We start from the raw sequence: 21946 nt of genomic DNA on the forward strand, positions 1-21946 counted from the left end.
AAGATACCAAAAAAACAGCTAGGAACAGGAATTTGTGTTTTCAAATTCATCGAATCCTTTAAGCCTTCCGCTTTATTTTCATAGATAATTGACCTAATTTGTAACGATCCTTTAGCCCGGACAAAGACATCGTACATTTAGGCAGAGGTGGACCGAAGAAAGAGAGTACTTGTGGGAAAAGGAATCCTACTACTAAAAGTGTTTATAAAGCGATCTGAATCAAGATGACAACACATCCATTTCAAATAATACCCTGCGGATTGCTCCCTACCTATCTGGAACAAATGCCCAAGGGCTTGCAGGAAAATCATACGACACTTTTCCGCAGCAGGAGGAAAGCGGAACGATGGTTTGCTTCGGTTTTTATCAGGGCTACGATTTTCATTGTTATAGTATTGCTGTATCCTTCATTTTCAGTCGGTACAATGGCACAGTCCACTCCTGATCGTTCGCTTATTTCGGCAGCCGATCTGAATTTTTTAACAGCAATGACCAGAGATGTGCTGGAACAGTCCAGAATTTACCCCAACCAGGTAGTGTCAGATAATTTTGGGGCAAATGGAACCGGAGGCACCTTGATCCGCCCTGGAGGTAGAGATGCCTATCCCTCTTTTTGGGTCCGGGATTATGCCATGGCGTTGGAGACGGGAATGATTTCCCTGGAGGAACAAAAACACATGCTTTTCCTTACCGCCGCAGCGCAGGCAGATCAGAGCTGGATAACGAGCGGGGGGAGTTTGATCCCTTTAGGTTCCATACCTGACCATATTCGAATCGATGACGGGTTACCAATCTATTTTCCGGGTACCTACAGCTATGAATTGCAGGGTACCAAAGAATGGGGAATCCTGCCACCTTTAGGAGACGCTTTCCTTTTCATTCACATGGCTCATTACCTGATCCGGACCCAAAACGAGGAAGGAATACTTGAGGAAATAGTTAAAGGCAAAAGCCTGATGGATCGCCTGCTTATGGCTTTTCATGTCTCTCCTGCCCGGGAGGAAAATCACCTGGTTTTCTGTACTGAGTCATTGCGAGGGGTGGATTTTGGATTCAGAGATGCCATCCAAATTACAGGAGATTTGTTGTATCCCTCTGTTTTAAAATTCAGGGCTGCAAAGCAACTGTCGGATATTTTCGACCGAATAGGGAATAAGGCAATGAGCGGCAACTATTTCCAAATAGCAGTAAGCATTCAAGAGGCCGTTCCAGCGGTTTTTCAGGATCCCAGTGGCTTGTTAAGAGCTTCTTCGGGGAGCAGTAATCAGCCCGATGTCTGGGGGACCGCACTTGCCGTATACGAAGGACTCTTGCAGGGGGAAGCCAGGGATACTGCCTGCCGTGTTTTGGCGGAGGCTTATGAAAACGGTACCTTGAGTTACCGGGGGAATATTCGGCATGTCCTTACCAGTCATGATTTTGATGCCGATAGGGTATGGGAAAAATCGATGGCTCCCAAAAATCAGTACCAAAACGGTGCCTACTGGGGAACACCTGTCGGTTGGGTGGCCCATGCCGTTCATCAGGTTGACCCTGAAGCAGCGAGGAAACTGGTGAGTGAATACATAGCCGAGTTGAAGGAAAATGATTTCCGAAAAGGAGCTGCTTTTGGAGCCCCTTACGAGTGTTTTAACCCTGAGGGTTATTCACAAAACCCCGTATACCTTAGCTCGGTAGCCAGTCCGCTGGCGGTTTTTTTGAAAATGAAGCGCGAAGGTAAGTAAGGTGATGGGTTGTTTTCTGAATTAGAATTGCCTTTAAACCAAAAGTGAGATCGGATTCGCTTTGATTATAACTAGAAGGGAAACATGAAATTAAGCCTGCCTGAGGCAGACAGGCAGGACGAGATCGACACACAGAGGGATGATTATAGCATGCGAGATTCCCCGTCCGACTGGCGTCATCCGGGCGGGCATGTGACATCTGAAAAATAAATATAAACAGATGAAGAAGCATCGTAGGACAACAGTAATCTTCGTTTTAGGCCTGCTGGGTATCGGGGCACTCATTCACCTTTCCTGGGGATACAAGCAGGTGGGTAATGAGACGGATTGGTTTCCTTTTGTGCCCGAAAATACCCATGCATCAGGGGTTATTGGCATGGAAAGCTGGTTGGATGCTCCGGCGGGAAAACATGGGTTCGTTCAGATGGAGAAGGAGCAACTGGTCTTTGAAAACGGTAAGCCTATTAAATTTTGGGGGACCAACATTAATGGTAGCAATGCTTTTCCAAACCGGGGAGCCGCAAATGATTTCACTAATTTCCTTGCCAAATATGGTGTTAACGCGGTTCGATTTCACAAATTTACCTGGAATGCGACCGACGAGGAGTATTCTGTAATTCCTCAGCCTGAGAAATTTGAACGTCTGGATTATTTTCACGCGCGGTTAAAGGAAAAGGGCATCTACACGGGATGGTCAGCCATTTATGGCCACCGGGTATTGCCCGGAGATAGCAGTAGCCTGCTAGCCTACCAGGAGGTAAAAAACCTGAGCTACCCCTGGTCGCATCTAAATGGGAGCACTTCCAGCCTGGTAAATTTTGCTCCGGATCTTCAGGAGTTAAACATTGCACTGACCGTAAACATGCTGAACCGCACCAACCCTTACACCGGCCTGCGGTATGCGGAGGATCCCGCTTTGGCCTTTGTGGAATTTCAGAATGAGGATAATATTTTTTGGAGTGCCATTGAAAGATCCCTGGAGCAGGCGCCCACTTACAGGGCCTTGCTGTGCCGGCAATTTTCCCAATGGCTACAAGCCAAATACGGTACTCAGGAGCAACTGGAAAAAGCCTGGGGGAGTGTAACTATTCCCGAAAGTGAATCCTTGGAACAGCAGAACATTTATCCTCAACCCAACCATAGTTTTTTCAGCAAGGAATATGAAACCGCCTTAGAAAGTGGACAACAAATGCCCGTGCATGTAATGGACAAAATGCGGTTTTTATATGAACAGCAAGTGGCCTATTACCGGAAGTTTGAAAAGGCGGTTAGGGACACGGGCTACAAGGGCGTAATTGTGGGCTCTTGTTGGCAAGCTGGATCCGGAATCTCCCATCTCTATAATGTGCATGCGGATTATTTGGTTGGGATGATCGACCGGCACAACTATTTTGGTGGAGGTGCCGGAGGGCACCAATTAGCAACCGGTCCGGTTAAAAACACTTCCATGCTGAAAAATCCCGGTTCCGGCCTGTTGTCCACTGGCATGCAGCAGGTCCGCGACCGGCCTTTTTCCTTTTCCGAATGGATGAGTTTGGTGCCTAATCAATGGACAGCAGAAGCAGCACCCCTTGTGGCGGCCTATGGCATGGGGTTGCAGGGTTGGGATGCATCCTTTTCTTTTGCCGTGGATATTCCCCGGTTTTCTCTACTTCTGGAATCAGCCAATCACGGAGTATACAACGCAACCAGCCCGCTTCACATGGGGTTGTATCCAGCATTGTCCCGGATGGTGTATCGCGGGGATCTTCAGGAGAGTCCGGTACTGGGCAGTAGGAAAGTGCATATTTGTTCACTTGAAAATGAAATGCCGGGTTTTGTGGAAAAAGTAGCGCAGGGCTATGATGACAAACGTTTTTCGGGATCCCTTTCACCTGCTTCACTTGCCATAGGAAAAGTGCCTCTGGAGTTTACGGATGTGCCGGAGGATACGCAGCTTCCTGATTTATCGCTTTATAGGGATAGTCTCCAACAAATGCTGTTATCAGTAACGGGGGAATTGGCATGGAATTTCGATACGGGTTATTTTACGATAGATGCTCCGGGGAGCAAGGGACTGGTTGGATTTATGCCGGATACCTCCGTATCACTGGGAGGTTGGACCATTGAATCCCCCAACGAGTTTGCCGTGATTCTCATTACCAGCCTGCAAGCAAATAAAGACCTTCAGGAAGCGGATAGTATTTTGCTGACTACGGTCGCCCGGGCGAGAAATACCGGTATGGAATACAACGCGTCGGGGGATGTATTAGAGGCAAAAGGCACTTCTCCCTTATTGCTGGAGCCGGTAGATCTCAGGCTTGGTTTGCCTGAAGGACAGGATTATGATATTTGGATTTTAGATCACGACGGAAGGGTTACTGATAGGCAACTGATATTCGAAAAAGGGATGGTGGAGGTTTCTGGGGCCCATTTCAAAAGCTTGTATTACCTGCTTTCACGGAAATAGAAATAGTGCAAAAGTTTGGGCATGGAATAAAGTGGCGTAAAATTCAATTATTGGCGTTAAAAAAAAGAATAACTGTTTGATTTTTAAATTGGGAAAGATTACATTTGACGCATGAAAAAATTTGCAGCTACCTATTTTAGCTTTTTTTACTTTTACTTTCGACCCCAAGGCCGAATCGGAGCTGCGTATTGTCTTGAAAAAATATAACTAAAGATAAACAAACTTAAAGCCCGATTCGAGAGAGTCGGGCTTTTTTATTAACTAAAAATCAAAAATGGAAAATCACTTACAAACGAAAGACTGGGGCCTGGGCCTGGACAAAGAGCACCTGATCATTGCCGGACCCTGTAGTGCAGAGACTCCCGAACAAATCGAAAAGGTTTGTGTAGACATGAAAGAAGCCAACGCTGTTCCGGATGTATTCCGGGCCGGGATTTGGAAACCCAGAACCAGACCGGGAAGTTTTGAAGGTATCGGAGAAGACGGGTTGAAATGGATGGAAATTGTCCGTCATCAGCTCAATATTCCCATCACCACAGAAGTAGGAAATGCCGCTCATGTAGAGTCCGCCTTGAAACACGGCGTTGACATCCTTTGGATTGGAGCCAGAACTACCGTTAATCCCTTTGCCGTGCAGGAAATCGCCGATGCCTTGAAAGGCGTGGACATTCCGGTAATGGTTAAAAACCCCATGAATCCCGATCTGGAGCTTTGGAGAGGGGCGTTGGAAAGACTACAAGCTGTGGGGGTCAACAAACTGGCGGCGATCCACAGGGGTTTCAGTGATGCTTATGACAAAAAGTTTCGTAATAAGCCCAACTGGTCCATGCCCATTCACCTAAAAAGGTTATGGAAAGGGATGCAGGTAATCAACGACCCGAGTCATATTGTAGGAAACAGAACCGGGATTCTGGAAACCTCACAACGAGCGATTAACTTTGGCCTGGATGGACTAATGATCGAAACGCATCACGATCCGGACAATGCCTGGAGTGATGCCAAGCAGCAAGTTACTCCGCGTCAACTTCGGGAAATTCTTGACCAGATTGATTTCAAGCATACCCTTGAAAGGGAACATCCTACCGAAAAGCTTCAGGACCTGAGAAATGCGGTTGACCATTTGGATGATCAGCTTTTGGACTTGTTGGCAGAACGCTTTTCCATTATTGACCAGATAGGAGCTCACAAATGCGAGCATAACCTGACCGTATTTCAGGCAGACCGCTGGAAACAGGTGATGGATTCCAGAACTCAGAAGGGAATGGGCAAAAATCTAAGCGAGAAGTTTATGAAGGAGTTACTTTATTGCATTCACGAAGAATCGGTAAAACGGCAAGAGAAAAAACTCAGGGAACAACAACCTTCCGGAAAGTCTGTTTAGCGGTTAAACCCGTTTTATTTTAGGAGAAAGGGTGCATTTGGCTTTTGAAAGTAGTTCGGCAACGCGAATAGGAATATCCGTGTCAGCCCGCAAGCTTGATGTATTAATTTCTGGAAAATAAAACGGGTTTAATTTTTTATCTTTACCAAAAAAACCAGCCTTGGAAACAATTATATTTTCTTCCAACATTGCGCAAGATTTACAGCGCTATCTGAGCACCAAAAAATATTCGAAATTGGGCTTGATTATGGACAGCCATACCATCAATCACTGCTACCCTATTCTATCTGATGAACTCCCCACGCATTCCATGTATGCGTTTGAGGCGGGAGAGAAGTATAAAAATCTGGACAGCTGTCAGGGCATCTGGCAATGGATGACGGAAACGAATCTGGACCGGAAATCCCTGATCGTTAATATCGGCGGAGGGGTGGCCGGTGACATGGGGGGCTTCTGTGCCAGCACCTATAAAAGAGGGATCCGATTTGTCAATATACCCACCACCCTTCTTTCGCAGGTGGATGCCAGTGTGGGAGGAAAACTCGGCATAGATTTCAACGGGTTTAAAAACCACATCGGTATTTTCAATCAACCGGAAGGAGTATTGATTAGTGATCAGTTTTTAGAAACCCTGCCCGAGGCGGAATTGCGTTCGGGATATGCAGAAGTGATCAAACACGGACTGATTCGAAATGAAAACTACTTTCAAAGCCTGAAAACTGAAAATTGGCAAAATCAGCAGTGGAAAGACATTATTTCCGTGTCCGTAGGGATCAAACGGGAGGTAGTGGACAAGGATCCCAAGGAGGATGGACTCAGAAAGATTCTCAATTTTGGGCACACCATCGGTCATGCCGTTGAATCTCATTACCTGGATTCACCCTATCATCTGCTGCATGGCGAAGCCATCGCCATAGGCATGCTGACAGAAGCATTTCTTTCTCACAAATTCTTACGCATGCCGAAGGAAGATCTGGAGAGCATAGAGCAGAAGTTGTTGGCAATTTATGGGAAAATTTCGATTGCAGATGCAGACTTTGATGCGATCATTAAGCGCTGTTTTCAAGATAAGAAGAATGATGGTGAATCATTAAACTTTTCCTTATTAAAACGAATCGGTACCTGTGACTTCAATATAGTGGTGGGCAAGGAAGCCGTAATAGAAGCATTGGAGTATTACAATAGTTTGGATAATTAACTATTTAGTAACCGGTTATTTAATTGTTCCTACCAGACCGCATTTCATAAATGAAAACGATAGAACTACCCTTAAAAAACGCTTTCGGAAAAATCCGAATCCCCCTGCCATCATCCAAAAGTGAAAGCAACCGGGTATTGATCATTGATGCCCTGACAAAGGGTAAAAATATCCTTTCCAATCTGGCAGAGGCCAGGGATACCCAGACCATGATTCGCCTGCTAAATATGGATCCCGAAGTATACGATGTGTTGGATGCAGGTACCACCATGCGGTTTTTAACTGCCTATGCAGCGCTGAACGGCAAAATAAAGACCCTAACCGGCACCCCCAGAATGTGTGAGCGTCCGATTGGAATTCTGGTGGATGCTTTGCGGGAAATCGGCGCTGAAATCGAATACCTTGGGAAGGAAGGATACCCACCTTTACGAGTCAAGGGGTTTGAAGGGCAAAAAGCTACTGAAATCAGTATTCGGGGAGATGTGAGCAGCCAGTATATATCGGCTTTGCTCATGAACGCTCCCTTGCTTCCCCAGGGGTTGACCCTGAACCTGACAGGTAAAGTGGGATCAGTTACCTACATCACCATGACCTTGGAGTTGATGAAAGCCTTTGGGGTAGCTTACTCGTTTGAAGGAAATCGAATTCAGATCTACCCTCAGTCATACCAAGCTACTTCCTTCTCGGTGGAAAGTGATTGGTCGGGAGCCAGCTATTGGTTTAGCCTGCTAGCTGTTGCCGGGTCAGGGGAGTTGTTTCTGGAAGGATTAAAAGCGGATAGCCTGCAGGGAGATGCCCGGATTGTGGAAATTATGGAGCAGCTCGGGGTAAAAAGCACCTTTGAAGATGGAGGCGTTCGCCTGCAAAAAACAGAGGTGTTGGGCTTACCGTCGTTTGATTTTGCCCATTGCCCGGACTTGGCCCAAACCGTGGCCGTGACCTGTGCGTTGACAGGACAAACCTCTCATTTTTTGGGATTGGAGAGCTTGAGAATCAAGGAGACAGACCGAATTTATGCCTTGCAGCAGGAACTGGCAAAAATCGGCGCCCAACTCGTAGAAAAGGAATCCGATGTGTTTACGCTGCTACCTGCTCGGGAAATACCGGAAACCGTGAACATACACACCTACGATGACCACCGGATGGCCATGGCATTTATGCCTTTGATGACCCGAACACGGTTGAAAATTGAAGATCCGGAAGTGGTTAACAAATCCTATCCGAGTTTTTGGAAACATTGCGAACTACTTGGGATACAGCCCCTTATCGGAGAGTAGCATGGGATTTATGGGCCAAACGAAAGTATTTTGCGTTAGGCATTTTCTGAAGCTTTCTTTATTAGGGAATTATAGTTTATTAAACAGTCAAAAAAAAAACAACAGGTTTTGGAGAAAAAAGTAAAAGTAGCCATTCAGGGTGTGTTGGGTTCCTTTCATCATCAGGTTGCCCAACAGTATTTTGGCGAGCAATTGGAAGTGGCTGGTTTTCATACGTTCGAGGAAGTTGCCCGCAGCGTGGAAGAGGGTACGGTAGACTATGCGGTAATGGCCATAGAAAATTCCATTGCAGGAGCTATTCTACCTAACTACGATATTATAGACAGGCATGCCTTATTTGTAATCGACGAACATTACCTGCCCATTTCGCACAATCTGATGGCACTTCCCGGCCAGCAATTGGGAGCTATTCGGGAAGCCCGGTCACATCCCATGGCGCTTTTGCAGTGTAAGCAATTTTTTGCCTTGCATCCTGACATCAAAGCGGTAGACGATGTGGATACTGCTTATGTTGCCAAGGTAATCGCCGAACAAAAAATCAACGGTTTGGCTGCGGTGGCCAGTACCAAAGCGGCTGAATTTTATGGATTGGAAATATTGGCCCGGGATATCCAAACCGTTGCCAACAATTTCACTCGTTTTATAATTTTGTCAAAGGAAAAACCGGTACTGAAAACGCCTCCTACCAAGGCAAGCCTGAAAATAACCGTGCGAAATAAAAAAGGTGTTCTGGCTAAACTGCTCACCGTGATGAGTGAATTCGATCTGGACCTAACCAAGATCCAGTCAATTCCAGTCATGAGTAAGCCCTGGGAGTACACCTTCTTTATAGATACCCTCATTGCTGATAAAAATCAATTCGGCGAAGCCATGAAGCAGATAGAGGCAAAGTACGGAGCAGTTAAAATCTTAGGTGAATACCAAAACAGAAAATGATGAAGGGATATTCGGACCGGCTGGGAGAAGTTCAGGAATATTACTTTTCCAAAAAGCTCAAGGAAGTACAGCAGCTTCGGGAAGCAGGCAGGCCTATAATCAATATGGGAATCGGAAGCCCTGATTTACCGCCCGACCCTCGGGTAATTGAGGCTCTCAAACAAACAGCAGATCTACCGGAAGCCCACGGATACCAATCCTATCAGGGTATTCCCCGGTTGAGAAAGGCCATGGCGGAATTTTACTCCAGGAACTACGGTGTTTCGCTGGATCCGCAATCTGAGATTCTCCCGTTAATGGGTTCGAAAGAAGGGATCATGCATGTTTCCCTGGCGTTTTTGAATGAAGGCGATGAAGTGCTGGTGCCGAACCCGGGCTATCCTACCTATACTTCCGTAACCAGGCTTCTAAATGCTACGCCGGTATATTTTGACCTGCTGGAGAACAATCAATGGGAACCTGACTGGGAGGCATTGGAAAACATGGATTTAACGAAAGTAAAGCTGATGTGGGTCAATTATCCCCATATGCCCACCGGTGCAAGTGGCAGCCGGGAGCTCTTTGGCAAACTACTCAACTTTGCCAAAAGAAATTCCATACTGCTGGTTCACGACAATCCGTATAGTTTTATTCTGAATGATCAACCGAAAAGTATGCTGGAATTACCCGGGGCTAAAGACCAGGTAATAGAGCTAAATTCTCTCAGTAAAACGTTCAATATTCCGGGCTGGCGTGTAGGCATGTTGGCGGGAAGGCGGGATTACCTGCAGGCCGTATTGCGTGTCAAAAGTAATATGGATTCCGGTATGTTTCTGGGAATTCAGGAAGGGGCCATTGCCGCTTTAAATCTGGACGAGGCCTGGATTACTTCTATGAACGTCATTTACGAAACAAGAAAGAAGCTGGTGTTGGAAATGGCAAGCGTTTTGCGCTTGGAGGTGCAGCCGGGAGGTGCCGGCATGTTTGTTTGGGCGAAAGTTCCTACATCCGTTTCCGCACTCGAGCTGGTGGATCGGCTATTGTACGAAAAAGATATTTTCATCAGTCCGGGAGAGATTTTTGGAAGCAGGGGAACGGATTATGTTCGATTTTCGCTCTGCGTTAAAGAAGAAAACATAAAGGAAGCATTGAATAGACTTGCAAATTAGAAGCAAAATGAAAAAAGTACACCTAATTGGCCTTGGATTACTAGGAGGATCCTTTGCCCTGGCAATAAAAAAAGCCCTTCCCGGGTGGGAACTGACAGGATTTGACCAGAATCCGGAACACCTGAATACCGCTTACGAAATGGGGTTGATCAGTAAAAAGCTCGAAACGCCTGATGCAGATACCTCACTGGTAGTCGTCGCTACTCCGGTAGATGCCTTGTATTCTCTGATTGACAAAACATTGGCTCAGGTAGGACCGGGTACCCTGGTAATGGATTTCGGTTCTACCAAGGATGAACTCTGCCAAAAGATGAGCAGCCATCCCAAAAGGGCGCAGTACCTGGCGGTTCACCCCATTGCTGGGACTGAAAATTCCGGTCCTAAGGCTGCCGAAGTCAATTTGTTTGATGGCAAGGTGTTGATCATTTGCGAAATGGAAAAGACAGATGTACACCTGAAGGGCCTGGCGTATGAAGTTTTCGAAGCAGTGAACATGAAACTTCGGTTTATGGATCCGGTGGAACATGATCTGCACCTGGCTTTCGTTTCTCATCTTTCCCATATTTCTTCCTTCGTGCTAGGAAAAACCGTATTGGATAAGACCAAAGACGAAAAAAACATCTTTGATATGGCTGGCAGTGGTTTTGCTTCCACCGTCCGCCTGGCTAAGAGTTCCCCGGATATGTGGGCACCCATTTTTTTTGAAAACAAAAAGAATGTATTAGAGGCTTTGGACAGTTACATTCAACACCTCTCTCACTTTCGTCAACTCATTGCAGATGGAGACGAAACCGGATTGAATTCGGAAATGAACGAAGCAAACAAAATCAGAGATATTTTAGATTTAAAGGATTAATAAGCCGCTATTTTTTCCGATTGATAAAATTACCTCGATTTTTTTTGTAATTTTATTAATATGCAGTTGAACATTGATTCAGAATTCCAATCCCTTCGGGAGGTATTGGTGCACCGTCCCGGAAAGGAAATTGACCGGCTGACCCCTTATAACAAAGAATTGTTATTGTTTGAGGAGGTTCCCTACCTGGAGGAGATGCAGCGGGAGCACGATGTGTTTACCCGACTGATTCGAGACAGTTGTGGGGCAACGATTTATTTTTTCGAAGATTTGTTGGGCGATATTCTGAGTCAAAAGGAACTTTTGCAGACATTGATGCGGGAGGCCCTGGCCGCCTCACGATTGGAACACCTCGCCAGTGATTTGCTGGGCGTTTTGTCGGTGGCCGACTGTACCCGGGCCCTTATTTCGGGTATCAAGGTACATGAAGTTAGGGGTAAGTTGAGTTCCCGTTCGCTGGTAGATTTACTGGATGTAGCATTCCTGATTCCTCCCTGCCCCAATTTGTACTTTCAGCGAGATACCGCTGCCATCGTACCCGGCGGGGTGCTATTTTCTTCGATGAGACTACCCGAACGACAACGGGAGGCAAACATGGTTCGCATGATTTTTGAAAATCACCCCCTGTTCAAGGACAAAATCAAAAAATGCTATCCACCAACTACACACAACAGCCCGGCATCGCTGGAGGGGGGAGATGTCATCATTTTAAATGAAAAGGCCGTAGCGATAGGATGTTCCGAACGGACAGAAGAAAAGGCCATTTACCATGTCGCTAAAAAGCTCATTGCTTCCGGTAGTGTGGAGCGCGTCTATGAAGTCCACCTTCCCAAAAAACGGAATTTTATGCATCTGGATACGGTGTTTACCATTCTGGATCAAAACAAAGTGTTGACCTACCCCGATGCCATTCAATCCGTACAGCAGATACTATTGTATACCCGAAAGGAAGACGATGGAAACAAGGTGCATATCAAGCGGCAGCATGTCAAAGAACCCTTACGGGAAATTTTAAAAAGAGAGATTCATGGTCTGGAGATTATTGGAACAGATAAGGTAAACCAGGAATATGCACTCCGGGAGCAATGGTTTGATGGCGCAAATGTTTTTACCATTGCGCCCGGAACCGTGATCTCTTATAATCGGAACAAGCATACGAATAGGGCCCTACGCGAATTTGGCGTGGAGGTGCTGGAAATGCCTTCCTCGGAGTTATCCCGTGGTTTGGGAGGCCCCAGGTGCATGAGTATGCCTATCAGCAGAAATCCTGTGGGTTGACAGGCCATATTGGAATTGAAAAACGGAATGGCAGTTCCATCTTGGAGGGTTGAACATTTTTTTCTAAAAGCCCGGAATCAAGTACAAAGCCGTTCAAACGAATCAAATTGTCCAATATTAAAATCGAACTCAGTTAACAGGAAAAATTGGCTTTTGGTAGGAGCGATCTTTAGGATCAATTCTGGCACTAAAGCGGAATATTTCTCAAAAATTATCAAAAAAGGACCGTCTTCTGGATACTTTTAGATCTCTCAATATATTGGATTTTACGCGTATGTCGATATTGTAGGAGGTAAATCTGCCGAAAGGTACCCAATTGACATTCATTTGCCAGCAGTGCAGATCCCTGGCAATACCGATCATGGTTTGGGTGATCTTGGCTGCGGCCAGATCGTAGCCGGAGTTGAAATTGATTTTCCATTTTTCCGAAATGCTCAGATCTCCGGATAAATTGACTGCCTGTGTAATGTTTGTTGACCCGGTAGTAGCTTTGCGGTAACTAAGATTGTAACTGAAGTTCATGTTCCAGGGGATAGACCAGTCAATATACTGGCTGGGGTCATTGGCGATCCGGTTGATTTCGTTTTCCACAAATTCATCCATTTGTCCTCCCTGATTTAAAAATTCATTGGTAAGTTCGTCCCGAACCTCTCCCGGGGATTGTTCTGTTTTACTGGGGTTGAGGCTGCCATTGATATTCAGGGAGGCACTGCGGATGGTACCCAGACCTTGTCCTCTTTTCCAGGCAAATTCATTGACTCGGCGCGTCACCTGTTGCTCTCCATTGGTGAAAGTTCTGGTGGCGTAAGGGTCAAAGTTTGCATTCAGGTTTACCGATAATTTCTTGTCAAAAAGCGAGGTTCGGGTGTTGAAATTCAACGGAGCCAGATTGAAGGAATCCACGGCGAAGTTGTACCCGGTCGACACGTTTAAGGTTTGAAGGATGGGTACTTTCTTGGTTTCGGCTTCTGCCGTATCGCTTTCGGTTCTCACCTTGGCTTCCACCACATTCCGGATACTGATAGTCAAGGCCTTGGATTCACCCATGGGGGCTCCTCCGTAAATAAAGCCCTGGTAGCGGGAAAGTCGTTGCATGCGGCCGCTGCTGTTGGTTTGCACTTCCTGGTAATATCCGTATTTGGGATCCGAAAAATCCGGCGTACTGGTAAAGCCAAAAGTAGGCTGCATGTGGTGACGGATGGCCTCGATTTTTGAACCCGGCTTGAAGGTGTAGAAGCCATAAACATTGGTTGACAGGTTAAAGGAGGAATTGTAATAATTAATCCGGTTGAAGCCGTTTTCGAGTATGCGATCCAGCCGTTCTTCGGCAGGATTATAGTAGTAATTTATCCGATCAAGGTACCAGATTTCAGTAAAATTCATGGAAGCTGTTCCTGTGAAAAAGCGGAAGAGACTGAAATTAGAAGAAATGGGGACGGTATGTCGAAAGCCATTGTCCGCGTCACGGAGCAATTGCGGGAGATTGGCAAAGGTAAAAGGCAGTACATCCGGAGCAGTAGGTTGTCCCAGCTCCTCAATTTGTTGTTGCAAGTTGGGGTCCACTCCCAATTCCGGTGTAATCCGGTTGTTAATCGAATTTTGGGCATTAAAATTCCAGGCAACATTCAAGGTTTTCAGGGGTTCGAAGCGAATGTTTCGAAAGGGGTTTTGCCGGTTCATATTTACTGCCACATCCGGAAGCAGTAGGTTTACTTCGTCGGTTACCTGATTTTGAGAATGCCGGAGGTTAGCAGACATGCTAAAGGGGGTGCCGGTAAAGGTTTTGCTATAGGAAATATTGGAAGAGAAGTCAGATTGCTGGTTTTGCTGAAAATTCCCTTGATTCAAAATATTATCGTTATACGATTTGGTTCCAAAGTTAGCGGATGCCGAGAAGCGGGAATTGCCTCTTGTCTCTGGGTTGTGATTCCAGCGAAACCAAAAGGCGTCGTATTCCAGTGGTTGCTCGGCTGTTTCAGGGCTCTGAAATTTCTGGTAGTCGATGTTCAGCCCGCCTCTATATCGGTACCTTTTATTATAAACGGAGGCTGTTTTCAGTCCATAGCCTCCTTTAGAGAAGACTTCTCCCGTCACCCGGGTATGCACGTAATCATTGAACGCAAAGTAGTACCCAAAGTCCCTAAGGAAAAAGCCACGTCGCTGTTCCTCTCCGTAGGAGGGGAAGATAATCCCGGAGGTTTGTTCTTCCGGCGTATCCGGAATGACCCCAAAAGGAAGTCCCAAAGGAGTCGGAATGTTATTGAAATAGAGGTTAAAAGGTCCTGAAACCACGTGTTTGCCGCGAACGGACTTGATTTTGGAAGAGGAGATATGCCAATGCGGTTCGACCAGATCACAGGTTGTGTAAAAACCATTGCTCAGGTATACGGATCCATCTTTGGTTTTCTTTACGGTTTCTCCACGTAGCAGCCCTTCATCCTGTTGGGTCACCACATCGGATATGATGGCTTTTTGACTTTTAAAATTATAGCGCATCTGCTTTCGGATCTCGTAGGTGCTGTTGCCTTCTTTAAAGACAGGGTTTCCCTGAGCTACTCCGGTACTATCTTCCAGACCGGAGGCAAACAACTCTGAATTTTCCCAGTCAATGATGATGTAATCGGCATCCAGCCGGATATTGCCGTATTCAAACCAGGCTCCTTTATACAAAAACACTTTGTTTTGGGCAAAATCAGAAATAATGCTGTCTTCGGCGTAATAATTGATAGTGGTAGTTATATCTCCGATTTCTTCCTGGATGGCAGCGTCCAGTTCTTCGGGGGATATCTGAAGGATACTATCGGGAAGGGTAGGAAGCAGGGTATCGGATTCCACTGTTGGTCGTCCCAGGCTATCTGGTGCGGCTAGTTCCAATTCGCCGGAGCTGCCTTTTTCGGTTTCCTGACCAAACACCGCCTGCCCAAAAAGCGTAAGGATACCTATGGAAAGAAAAGCGCGGGTAAGATAATGCACCGATAATTTCTGTTTGCTTTAAAAATTTCTAAATTTTGCGTAAAGTTAAGGTTATTAACGTTTATGGAACGAACCAGGTTGAAAAATATTCTTTTAATTTCATTGCTCTCTGTGGCCTTTGTTTTTTGCGCTTTTACCAGGGTAGGAGAGAAAAAAACAGAGTTTAAACTTCGAAGAATCGTTATTGATGCGGGGCATGGAGGAAAAGACCCAGGAACGATCGGTTCTATTTCCCGGGAGAAAGACGTCGTCCTGGCCCTGGCACTTAAAGTGGGGGGCTACGTGGAGGAATTATTGCCGGAGGTAGAAGTGATTTATACGCGTACCACAGACAGGTTTATCGAATTGAAGGAGCGGGCCAATATCGCCAACCGGAACAGGGCTGATCTTTTCATCTCCATCCATTGCAATGCCACCTCTTCTTCCCGGGTTCATGGCACGGAAACGTTTGTTATGGGAAACAAAAATTTCAACGCCAATTTTGAAATTGTCAAACGGGAGAATGCGGTGATCTTGCTGGAGGATGATTATCAGGAGAATTACGAGGGTTTTGACCCCCAGTCTCCTGAATCCTATATGATGTTTAACCTGATGCAAAAAGCTTATTTTTCCAACAGTTTATCCCTGGCCGAGAAAATTGAAACCGACTTCTCCACACGTGTTAATCGACATTCCCGGGGGGTAAAGCAAGCACCCTTTTATGTGTTGTGGACCACCAGCATGCCCAGTGTTTTGATCGAGGCGGGTTTCCTTTCCAATAATAGTGAGGAGCGCTATCTAAACAGTAAAAGCGGCCAAACCTATGTTGCATCCGGCATTTTCCGTGCGATCAAAGCTTACAAAGAAGAGATCGAATCCCTGTAAAATGGGAGTGCTATCAGGACGGCCAGAAGGGCAGACCCAAGGAGAAATTAAGAAAAAATAGTACCTTGGGTAAGTAAAATTTAGAAGTACTTTATTTGATGGACAGTCAGCTAACAGACAAGGAATTAAACGCGCTGGTTTCCTTATTGGATGATAACGACCAGGAAATCAAGGATCACGTCAGGGGAAAGATCATTTCACTGGGGAATGATGTGATCCCCTTTTTGGAAAACAAATGGGAAAGCTCTTTTAACCCCGAGTTGCAAAAAGAAATAGAGGAACTGGTACACGAACTGCAGATAAACCTGCTTCGGCAACGCCTGGAAGAATGGAAAAACTCGGAGGAAAAAGAACTACTTGAAGGGCTCTGGATCATCAACACCTATTTGTACCCCGAATTGGAGTTCGAGCAGTTAAATGCCATCATGCAGCAAATTTATTTTCAGGTTTGGACCAATTTCAAAAATGAGCTTTCGGTTTATGATAAAATTAAGCTAATCAACAATGTATTGTTCAATGACCTGAAGTTTTCAGCGAACACCAAGAATTTTCATAGTCCTGGAAACAGCATGATTAAAACTGTTTTGGAAACCAAGAAGGGAAATCCCATCAGTCTCTGTTCCGTTTATCTATTGGTGGCCAGAAAACTCGGATTACCCATTTATGGTGTCAATCTTCCAAACCTTTTCGTGCTAACGTATAAATCCGGTAAATTCAAATTTTATATAAACGCCTTTAACAAAGGGCTGATTTTTACCCGGCAGGATATTAATAATTACCTGGAACACCTTAAACTGGAACCTCAGCCAGCCTATTATGAGCCCTGTGAAAACACGGATATCATCCGAAGAATGCTAAGAAACCTGGTGTTTGCCTTTGATAAAATTGGCGAGGTTGATAAGAGCAAGGAAATTAAGGGATTGCTTGAAATTCTCGATAGGGATTAGAGGATGCTTCGGATGTTGCATCCTACGGCCCGGGTAACGGCCGGTCCGGGCCTTTTTCTCGACAAAACGGCTTCGATTGCATTATCCAGGTATTGAACGGAAACGCTAGCCGGGGACTGCGCGTTGTTGTCAATGGCACCTTTGTAAGCGATAGAATAGCCCGTCGGCCCGGAGGAGATGACCACGGCTTCGGGAATTTTTCTTACACCCGTTTGCCGGGTAAATTCCTGCTCGCTGTCCATTAGAAATGGAATTCCTGCATCTCGGGCCCAGGTTAGCTGTTGCATGCGTTGCTGATTTTCCTCTTCCATCCAGGAATGGGGATTAACAAGAGCGAAAAACACATTTTCCCCTGAATATTGCCGATGCAGGTTTAGAATTCTTTCTTCATATAGCTTCGCATAGGGACAATTAAGGCTGTTAACGATAAAAACCATGGTCGCAGCGGAACTTTGTTCCGATATGGACACAGGCTGTCCTGAAAAGGCATCTATCAGTTCTATGCTAGCCATTCTCTGTCCCCAGACCAGGGAAACACAAAAAAAGTAAACCAGAAAACATCCAAAACGTCGCATGGAACAAGTTTTTTAATTAAACAAAGATAAAAAAAATCACCAGATGGTATAGGTAAGAATGATATCATTTTCGGAGATGACTTTGACTGAATAGTGGTGGTCCGCAAAATCGGTCCCGTATATCTTTCCTTTGATCACGGATTCGTTTCGGGTAAAGGGCTGCAGCAAGATGTTTTGGCGTAGGCTGATGCCCTTCCTGCCCTGGCATTTAAAAATGGTTTCTTTCACCGACCAGGCCAGCGAATACAAGTAAGGGTCCTTACCTAAAAAATCCATTTCTTTCGGGTCCAGGTATTTTTTTCCAAGAGGAACGGTTTTTTCCCGCACCTTTTCGAGATCTATTCCCACCGGCATTTCCTTGTGAAAGATGGCGGCTGCCAGATCGCCATGGTGTGTAAGGGAAACAAAACCATATCCGTCCATGGTGTGTGATTTTCCATGGGAGTCTTTGTAAAAGCCCGGATAAGGGAGTTGAATGCTTTCCAGGGCAAGCTTTATGGCCAGTCTCGCTCCTTTCCATTCCATTTTTTTTTGGAGGTGGCTAATATTGGCCAGGGAAAGTTTTTCACGAAAGCTTAAAAAGTCCATTGGATGGGTACTGGATTCCTGAATATTGTTGACAGCAAAAGCAGATAAAGGGCTAATTTTTTCTATTTTTGTTTGCATGGTTACTCAAAATGAGCTGGGTGATAAAGATAGATTGCAATATATGCCAAAAATTCAAGTAAATAAACTCCACACATTACGAGGTCATAACCATTCTGTCTTTGCCCTGTGCGAGGGGGTGTCTCCGGAGCTTTTTTACACGGGTTCGGGGGATGGTATGGTGGTCGGATGGGATCTCCGAGAGCCAAAGGATGGAATTTTATTAGCAAAACTACCCCATTCTGTTTACGCACTTGCCATCGACAAAAAGCGGAACTTACTCTTTATTGGCCATAATTTTGAAGGAGTTCATGCGATAGATCTGACAAATAATAAAGAGGCTTGGTCCCTGAAAATCACCTCCAGTGCGATATTTGATTTAAAGGTGGTAGATGACATGCTTTTGGTTGCCACTGGGGATGGCGTGCTGGTGGTTTTAGATATTGAGGCCCGTTCTCCCCTTAAGCATTTGAAAATCAGTGATAAATCATTACGGGTGTTATCGGTAGATCCGCTTCGCCGGCAGTTCAGTGTGGGGGCCAGTGATCATCAGGTAACGGTGTTTGAATGGAGAGAATGGAAGCCGGTTGCCAAAATGGAAGGACATAGCAATTCGGTATTTGCCCTGGATTATGCCCCGAATGGCAAAACCCTGATAAGTGGGGGCAGGGATGCCTCACTTAAATTCTGGGATACCACTGATTTTAGCCAGCTGTCCAGTGTGGCGGCCCACATGTATGCCATCAATTACCTGTCTTTTCGAAAAGACGGAAGGTATTTTGTAACTTGTAGCATGGATAAATCGATCAAACTTTGGGACGCATCCGAATATAAATTGCTAAAAGTAATCGATAAGGCCAGGCATGCAGGGCATGGTACTTCGATAAATAAAGTAATCTGGACGGACTATAAGGATCAGGTGGTTGCTATCAGCGATGATAAAACCATATCGATTTGGGATATACACATTAGCCAATGAATTCCGCCGTTAACGCAGCGGATTTAAAAACAACGAGATGAAAATAACACCCCTGGATATCCGCCAAAAGACCTTTGAGAAAAATTTCAGAGGATACGACAAAGAGGAAGTAGCGGCATTTATGAATTACCTTTCTCAGGAATGGGAAAAACTGATAGAAGAAAAAAATGCGCTGAAAGCCAAATACGAACAGGCAGAAAAGGAAGCGTCCAAGTTACGGGAAGTGGAGCAGTCCCTGTTTAAAACCCTCAAAACTGCTGAAGATACTGGTGCCAGTATCATCGAACAAGCTAATAAAACAGCAGAGCTTATCCTGAAAGAGGCCCAAATGAATGCAGATGCACTCAATGCAGAGTCTAAAAATAAAGCGAGAAACGTGGTTGATCAGGCGGAGTCCCAAGCCAAAAATATCATCGAAGATCTGAAAGAAGATGTGCAATTGCTCGTGGATAATTACGAGAAATTGCAATCTCAAAGAGATTATCTATTGAAAAACCTTAAAAAAACGGCTGCGGAAACCCTGGAAAATGTGAAAACGGTACAAGATGATTTTAGTGAAATTGATGCCGGAGCCCACACGCGGATGGTGAAGGATCTGCAACGGAAAGATTCTTATTATTCCTCCCTGAGCAGGGAGTCTAAAAGGGCTAGTCCATCTGAAGGCAGCGAGGAAACTTCTTCAACTTACTCCTGGCAGCAACCCGTTCCTGCCGATGCTTCCAAGAAAGAACCAGCCTCCCCGGCAGCTCAAGATGTAGAACCTTCTGAAATAGACTCCTCAGAGGTACCGCCCAAATCTCCAGGTCAGCAGGAAGATCCCGTTCGGGAAAGAAACGATTCCGAAGACAAAACCGAAAAGAAGCAGTCAGGATCTTTTTTTGACCAGTTTGACTGATGGGTAAGGTTTCGTTGGAAGGGATTGAGTTTCATGCCTATCACGGTGTTTTTTCCGAAGAAAAAAAATTGGGCAACCGTTTCACAGTAGACGTGCATGTGGAAACGGATTTTCGTCAGGCAATGCTTCATGACGACCTGAAGAAAACCGTGGATTATTTTAAACTTTATCAGATCGCAAAAGGTCACATGCAGGTCCCTGTAAAATTACTGGAGCACCTGGCCCACTTGATGATTCAGGATATATTAAAAGTGTATCCGGACACCACAAAGATCTGTGTGATCATAAAAAAGCACAATCCCGCACTTGGGGGAGTGGTAAACTACTCGGTGGTAGAAGTTAACTATCCACAGGACTACCAATAAAATTGCATGTACACCAAAAACGAGGTCAGCAAGTTAAAGCAGGAGTTCTGGACCGCATTCGGTGGATATATGAAGCCGGTGCCCTCTGCTGAAGGTACACCTGTAAATTGGAAAAATTATAAAACTGGAGTACGCCACATTTATTTCCGCATGTCTGCCGAGAGGGATGGGGCTTGTGTTGCCATCGAAATACGGCATCCTGACCCGGACATCGGAGAAATCTTTTTTGAACAGCTTCTTTCTTTACGGAAATTACTGGAAAATGAACTGGATGAATCCTGGACCTGGCTGCCTTCCAGGGAAGCAGACACGTTAGATGCTGGTTATAAGGTGGAAAAATGCTTGCCGGGTGTGAATGTGTTGGATAAAAACGATTGGCCTGAAATCATTTCTTTTTTGAAGCCACGTATCATTGGATTAGATGCCTTTTGGTCACAGGCACAATATGGCTTTGAAGGACTAGGTTGAAGGCGGAAAGTCTCTAGCCATTCAAATTAGGCATCGTGTCTTTTGGGTATCTCAGGATTGGTGAATACAAAGCCCCGGGCCTCATTGCTCTCATGAAAATCTACCTGCATGCCCATTAAAAACATGACGTGCTTTTTTTCAATTAATACAGAGAGCCCCTCCACGTCAAATTGCTGATCTCCTTCCCGGCTCTGGTCAAAACCCAGTGCATAGGATACACCTCCGCAACCCCCGCCTTTGACCCCTACCCGTAAAGCATAACTTTCAGGGATATTCTTGTTGGTGATGATGTTTTTGATCTCACTCAGTGCCCGGGATGTAATGTGAATCGGTATCCGCATGTTCAGAAAATGCCAAACTTTTGAGAATGGTTCAAAAATACCAGAGAAATGCAGACGGACATAGCATAAATTGACAATATTTTGGATATTGTGATTTAAAACAGCATCGAATGGAATCCCTGATACAGATAGCGAGTATAGTCCTTCCTGCCGGATTGGTAATTTATGGTATGTTTATCATTGCGGTATCATTTTTGAAGAAGGAAAAAGAAATGAAATGGCTTGATTTAAAAACAAAAAATACGGAATTATTGCTTCCCATGCGTTTGCAGGCAGGGGAGCGGTTGTGTCTGCTGATGGAGCGCATTTCGCCAAATAATCTGGTTCGCAGGATAAACGAACCCGGATTCACCGCCGGAGAGCTGCACAGCAGACTGGTAGAAGAAGTCAGGAATGAATTTAATCATAACCTATCTCAGCAGGTATACTTTTCGGACGACACCTGGGAGTCCGTTCGAACGGCTGTGGAGCAGACGCTTTCCCTCATCAATCGGTCTTACCAGCAAGTAGATGGGAACGAAAAAAGCCTGGAACTGGCAAAAAAAATATTTCAGTTTGCATTAGAGCAGGAAAAGGATATTATTGCCCTGGCACTAAAAAGAATCAAGGATGAAATCCGAGTGTATTACTAATACTCGTACAAATCG

General features: G+C 45.4%; 21 protein-coding genes. 16 read left to right on the forward strand and 5 right to left on the reverse strand.

Translation table 11 applies throughout. From position 1 onward, the window contains the following. Positions 1 to 224: 224 nt before the first annotated feature. The 3 genes from GJQ68_RS12970 to GJQ68_RS12980 all read left to right on the forward strand — a co-directional run bounded on the left by GJQ68_RS12970 (position 225) and on the right by GJQ68_RS12980 (position 5554). Entirely contained in the window at positions 225 to 1724 is a 1500-nt protein-coding gene (locus GJQ68_RS12970) for a hypothetical protein (RefSeq protein WP_162417687.1), read from the forward strand. A 220-nt stretch (positions 1725 to 1944) separates the two neighbouring features. After that, the gene (locus tag GJQ68_RS12975) at positions 1945 to 4173 is read left to right on the forward strand and encodes a beta-galactosidase (protein WP_162417688.1); all 2229 of its coding nucleotides are present in this window, start codon (positions 1945 to 1947) and stop codon (positions 4171 to 4173) included. Positions 4174 to 4447: 274 nt separating this feature from the next. Next, positions 4448 to 5554, forward strand: a complete 1107-nt coding sequence (locus tag GJQ68_RS12980; RefSeq protein WP_162417689.1) for a chorismate mutase — start codon at positions 4448 to 4450, stop codon at positions 5552 to 5554. Between the two features lie 3 nt (positions 5555 to 5557). Here the strand turns inward: GJQ68_RS12980 and GJQ68_RS12985 are convergent, their stop codons facing one another. After that, complete coding sequence (locus GJQ68_RS12985; protein WP_162417690.1) at positions 5558 to 5743, reverse strand: hypothetical protein; 186 nt, start codon at positions 5741 to 5743, stop codon at positions 5558 to 5560. Between GJQ68_RS12985 and aroB the strand changes: the two genes are divergently transcribed. From aroB to GJQ68_RS13015, 6 genes are all read left to right on the forward strand, one after another. Then, entirely contained in the window at positions 5715 to 6752 is a 1038-nt protein-coding gene (aroB, locus tag GJQ68_RS12990; RefSeq protein WP_162417691.1) for a 3-dehydroquinate synthase, read from the forward strand. The two genes, GJQ68_RS12985 and aroB, sit on opposite strands and share 29 nt — an antisense overlap. Positions 6753 to 6802: 50 nt before the next feature. Continuing rightward, positions 6803 to 8029 (forward strand): 3-phosphoshikimate 1-carboxyvinyltransferase, encoded by a 1227-nt coding sequence (locus GJQ68_RS12995; RefSeq protein ID WP_162417692.1) that lies wholly within the window; start codon positions 6803 to 6805, stop codon positions 8027 to 8029. A 108-nt stretch (positions 8030 to 8137) separates the two neighbouring features. Then, entirely contained in the window at positions 8138 to 8965 is an 828-nt protein-coding gene (locus GJQ68_RS13000; RefSeq protein WP_162417693.1) for a prephenate dehydratase, read from the forward strand. Further along, a complete protein-coding gene (locus tag GJQ68_RS13005) occupies positions 8965 to 10113 on the forward strand; it encodes a pyridoxal phosphate-dependent aminotransferase (protein ID WP_162417773.1) in 1149 nt (382 codons plus the stop codon). Before GJQ68_RS13000 ends, GJQ68_RS13005 begins: the two co-directional genes overlap by 1 nt. Positions 10114 to 10120: 7 nt before the next feature. After that, the gene (locus GJQ68_RS13010) at positions 10121 to 10969 is read left to right on the forward strand and encodes a prephenate dehydrogenase (RefSeq protein ID WP_162417694.1); all 849 of its coding nucleotides are present in this window, start codon (positions 10121 to 10123) and stop codon (positions 10967 to 10969) included. A 60-nt stretch (positions 10970 to 11029) separates the two neighbouring features. Continuing rightward, a complete protein-coding gene (locus GJQ68_RS13015; RefSeq protein WP_162417695.1) occupies positions 11030 to 12247 on the forward strand; it encodes an arginine deiminase in 1218 nt (405 codons plus the stop codon). A gap of 204 nt (positions 12248 to 12451) precedes the next feature. Here GJQ68_RS13015 and GJQ68_RS13020 read toward each other — a convergent pair whose 3' ends face one another. Then, entirely contained in the window at positions 12452 to 15220 is a 2769-nt protein-coding gene (locus tag GJQ68_RS13020; RefSeq protein ID WP_394351312.1) for a putative LPS assembly protein LptD, read from the reverse strand. 63 nt (positions 15221 to 15283) lie between these two features. Between GJQ68_RS13020 and GJQ68_RS13025 the strand changes: the two genes are divergently transcribed. Together GJQ68_RS13025 and GJQ68_RS13030 are read left to right on the forward strand one after the other, a co-directional pair. Then, positions 15284 to 16084 carry an N-acetylmuramoyl-L-alanine amidase family protein gene (locus tag GJQ68_RS13025; RefSeq protein WP_162417696.1) on the forward strand — a complete coding sequence of 267 codons (801 nt, stop codon included), beginning with the start codon at positions 15284 to 15286 and terminating at the stop codon, positions 16082 to 16084. 98 nt (positions 16085 to 16182) lie between these two features. Then, positions 16183 to 17031, forward strand: coding sequence for a transglutaminase-like domain-containing protein (locus GJQ68_RS13030; protein ID WP_162341862.1), 849 nt, complete (start codon positions 16183 to 16185; stop codon positions 17029 to 17031). Here the strand turns inward: GJQ68_RS13030 and GJQ68_RS13035 are convergent. Both GJQ68_RS13035 and GJQ68_RS13040 read right to left on the reverse strand, forming a co-directional pair. After that, positions 17028 to 17606 carry a redoxin family protein gene (locus GJQ68_RS13035; RefSeq protein WP_162417697.1) on the reverse strand — a complete coding sequence of 193 codons (579 nt, stop codon included), beginning with the start codon at positions 17604 to 17606 and terminating at the stop codon, positions 17028 to 17030. The two genes, GJQ68_RS13030 and GJQ68_RS13035, sit on opposite strands and share 4 nt — an antisense overlap. Before the next feature lie 36 nt (positions 17607 to 17642). Next, positions 17643 to 18272: a 4'-phosphopantetheinyl transferase family protein gene (locus tag GJQ68_RS13040; protein WP_162417698.1), complete on the reverse strand. Its 630-nt coding sequence runs from the start codon at positions 18270 to 18272 to the stop codon at positions 17643 to 17645. Between the two features lie 43 nt (positions 18273 to 18315). Here GJQ68_RS13040 and GJQ68_RS13045 point away from each other — a divergent pair, with 43 nt between their 5' ends. The 4 genes from GJQ68_RS13045 to GJQ68_RS13060 are packed head-to-tail and all read left to right on the forward strand — an operon-like array spanning position 18316 to position 20958. Beyond that, on the forward strand, positions 18316 to 19230 hold the full coding sequence (locus tag GJQ68_RS13045; protein ID WP_162417699.1) for a WD40 repeat domain-containing protein: 915 nt from the start codon (positions 18316 to 18318) through the stop codon (positions 19228 to 19230). A gap of 37 nt (positions 19231 to 19267) precedes the next feature. After that, on the forward strand, positions 19268 to 20125 hold the full coding sequence (locus GJQ68_RS13050; protein ID WP_162417700.1) for a DivIVA domain-containing protein: 858 nt from the start codon (positions 19268 to 19270) through the stop codon (positions 20123 to 20125). Further along, complete coding sequence (gene folB, locus GJQ68_RS13055; RefSeq protein ID WP_162417701.1) at positions 20125 to 20490, forward strand: dihydroneopterin aldolase; 366 nt, start codon at positions 20125 to 20127, stop codon at positions 20488 to 20490. The genes GJQ68_RS13050 and folB overlap by 1 nt, the downstream gene beginning before the upstream one ends. Before the next feature lie 6 nt (positions 20491 to 20496). Further along, on the forward strand, positions 20497 to 20958 hold the full coding sequence (locus GJQ68_RS13060; protein ID WP_162417702.1) for a DUF4268 domain-containing protein: 462 nt from the start codon (positions 20497 to 20499) through the stop codon (positions 20956 to 20958). Between the two features lie 26 nt (positions 20959 to 20984). Here GJQ68_RS13060 and GJQ68_RS13065 read toward each other — a convergent pair whose 3' ends face one another. Continuing rightward, entirely contained in the window at positions 20985 to 21299 is a 315-nt protein-coding gene (locus GJQ68_RS13065; RefSeq protein ID WP_162417703.1) for a HesB/IscA family protein, read from the reverse strand. Positions 21300 to 21409: 110 nt separating this feature from the next. Between GJQ68_RS13065 and GJQ68_RS13070 the strand changes: the two genes are divergently transcribed. Further along, on the forward strand, positions 21410 to 21931 hold the full coding sequence (locus tag GJQ68_RS13070; protein ID WP_162417704.1) for a DUF7935 family protein: 522 nt from the start codon (positions 21410 to 21412) through the stop codon (positions 21929 to 21931). Positions 21932 to 21946: the final 15 nt, after the last annotated feature.

Origin of the sequence: Cyclobacterium roseum, from assembly GCF_010119225.1 — a bacterium.
Classification (GTDB): Bacteria; Bacteroidota; Bacteroidia; order Cytophagales; family Cyclobacteriaceae; genus Cyclobacterium; species Cyclobacterium roseum.

Excerpts from the sequence above, each read along its gene's own strand:
- GJQ68_RS12970 (WP_162417687.1), top strand. The coding sequence starts at position 225 with ATGACAACACATCCATTTCAAATAATACCCTGCGGATTGCTCCCTACC.
- GJQ68_RS12975 (WP_162417688.1), top strand. The coding sequence starts at position 1,945 with ATGAAGAAGCATCGTAGGACAACAGTAATCTTCGTTTTAGGCCTGCTG.
- GJQ68_RS12980 (WP_162417689.1), top strand. The coding sequence starts at position 4,448 with ATGGAAAATCACTTACAAACGAAAGACTGGGGCCTGGGCCTGGACAAA.
- GJQ68_RS12985 (WP_162417690.1), bottom strand. The coding sequence starts at position 5,743 with ATGTTGGAAGAAAATATAATTGTTTCCAAGGCTGGTTTTTTTGGTAAA.
- GJQ68_RS12995 (WP_162417692.1), top strand. The coding sequence starts at position 6,803 with ATGAAAACGATAGAACTACCCTTAAAAAACGCTTTCGGAAAAATCCGA.
- GJQ68_RS13005 (WP_162417773.1), top strand. The coding sequence starts at position 8,965 with ATGAAGGGATATTCGGACCGGCTGGGAGAAGTTCAGGAATATTACTTT.
- GJQ68_RS13010 (WP_162417694.1), top strand. The coding sequence starts at position 10,121 with ATGAAAAAAGTACACCTAATTGGCCTTGGATTACTAGGAGGATCCTTT.
- GJQ68_RS13015 (WP_162417695.1), top strand. The coding sequence starts at position 11,030 with ATGCAGTTGAACATTGATTCAGAATTCCAATCCCTTCGGGAGGTATTG.
- GJQ68_RS13025 (WP_162417696.1), top strand. The coding sequence starts at position 15,284 with ATGGAACGAACCAGGTTGAAAAATATTCTTTTAATTTCATTGCTCTCT.
- GJQ68_RS13030 (WP_162341862.1), top strand. The coding sequence starts at position 16,183 with ATGGACAGTCAGCTAACAGACAAGGAATTAAACGCGCTGGTTTCCTTA.
- GJQ68_RS13035 (WP_162417697.1), bottom strand. The coding sequence starts at position 17,606 with ATGCGACGTTTTGGATGTTTTCTGGTTTACTTTTTTTGTGTTTCCCTG.
- GJQ68_RS13040 (WP_162417698.1), bottom strand. The coding sequence starts at position 18,272 with ATGCAAACAAAAATAGAAAAAATTAGCCCTTTATCTGCTTTTGCTGTC.
- GJQ68_RS13045 (WP_162417699.1), top strand. The coding sequence starts at position 18,316 with ATGCCAAAAATTCAAGTAAATAAACTCCACACATTACGAGGTCATAAC.
- GJQ68_RS13050 (WP_162417700.1), top strand. The coding sequence starts at position 19,268 with ATGAAAATAACACCCCTGGATATCCGCCAAAAGACCTTTGAGAAAAAT.
- folB (WP_162417701.1), top strand. The coding sequence starts at position 20,125 with ATGGGTAAGGTTTCGTTGGAAGGGATTGAGTTTCATGCCTATCACGGT.
- GJQ68_RS13060 (WP_162417702.1), top strand. The coding sequence starts at position 20,497 with ATGTACACCAAAAACGAGGTCAGCAAGTTAAAGCAGGAGTTCTGGACC.
- GJQ68_RS13065 (WP_162417703.1), bottom strand. The coding sequence starts at position 21,299 with ATGCGGATACCGATTCACATTACATCCCGGGCACTGAGTGAGATCAAA.
- GJQ68_RS13070 (WP_162417704.1), top strand. The coding sequence starts at position 21,410 with ATGGAATCCCTGATACAGATAGCGAGTATAGTCCTTCCTGCCGGATTG.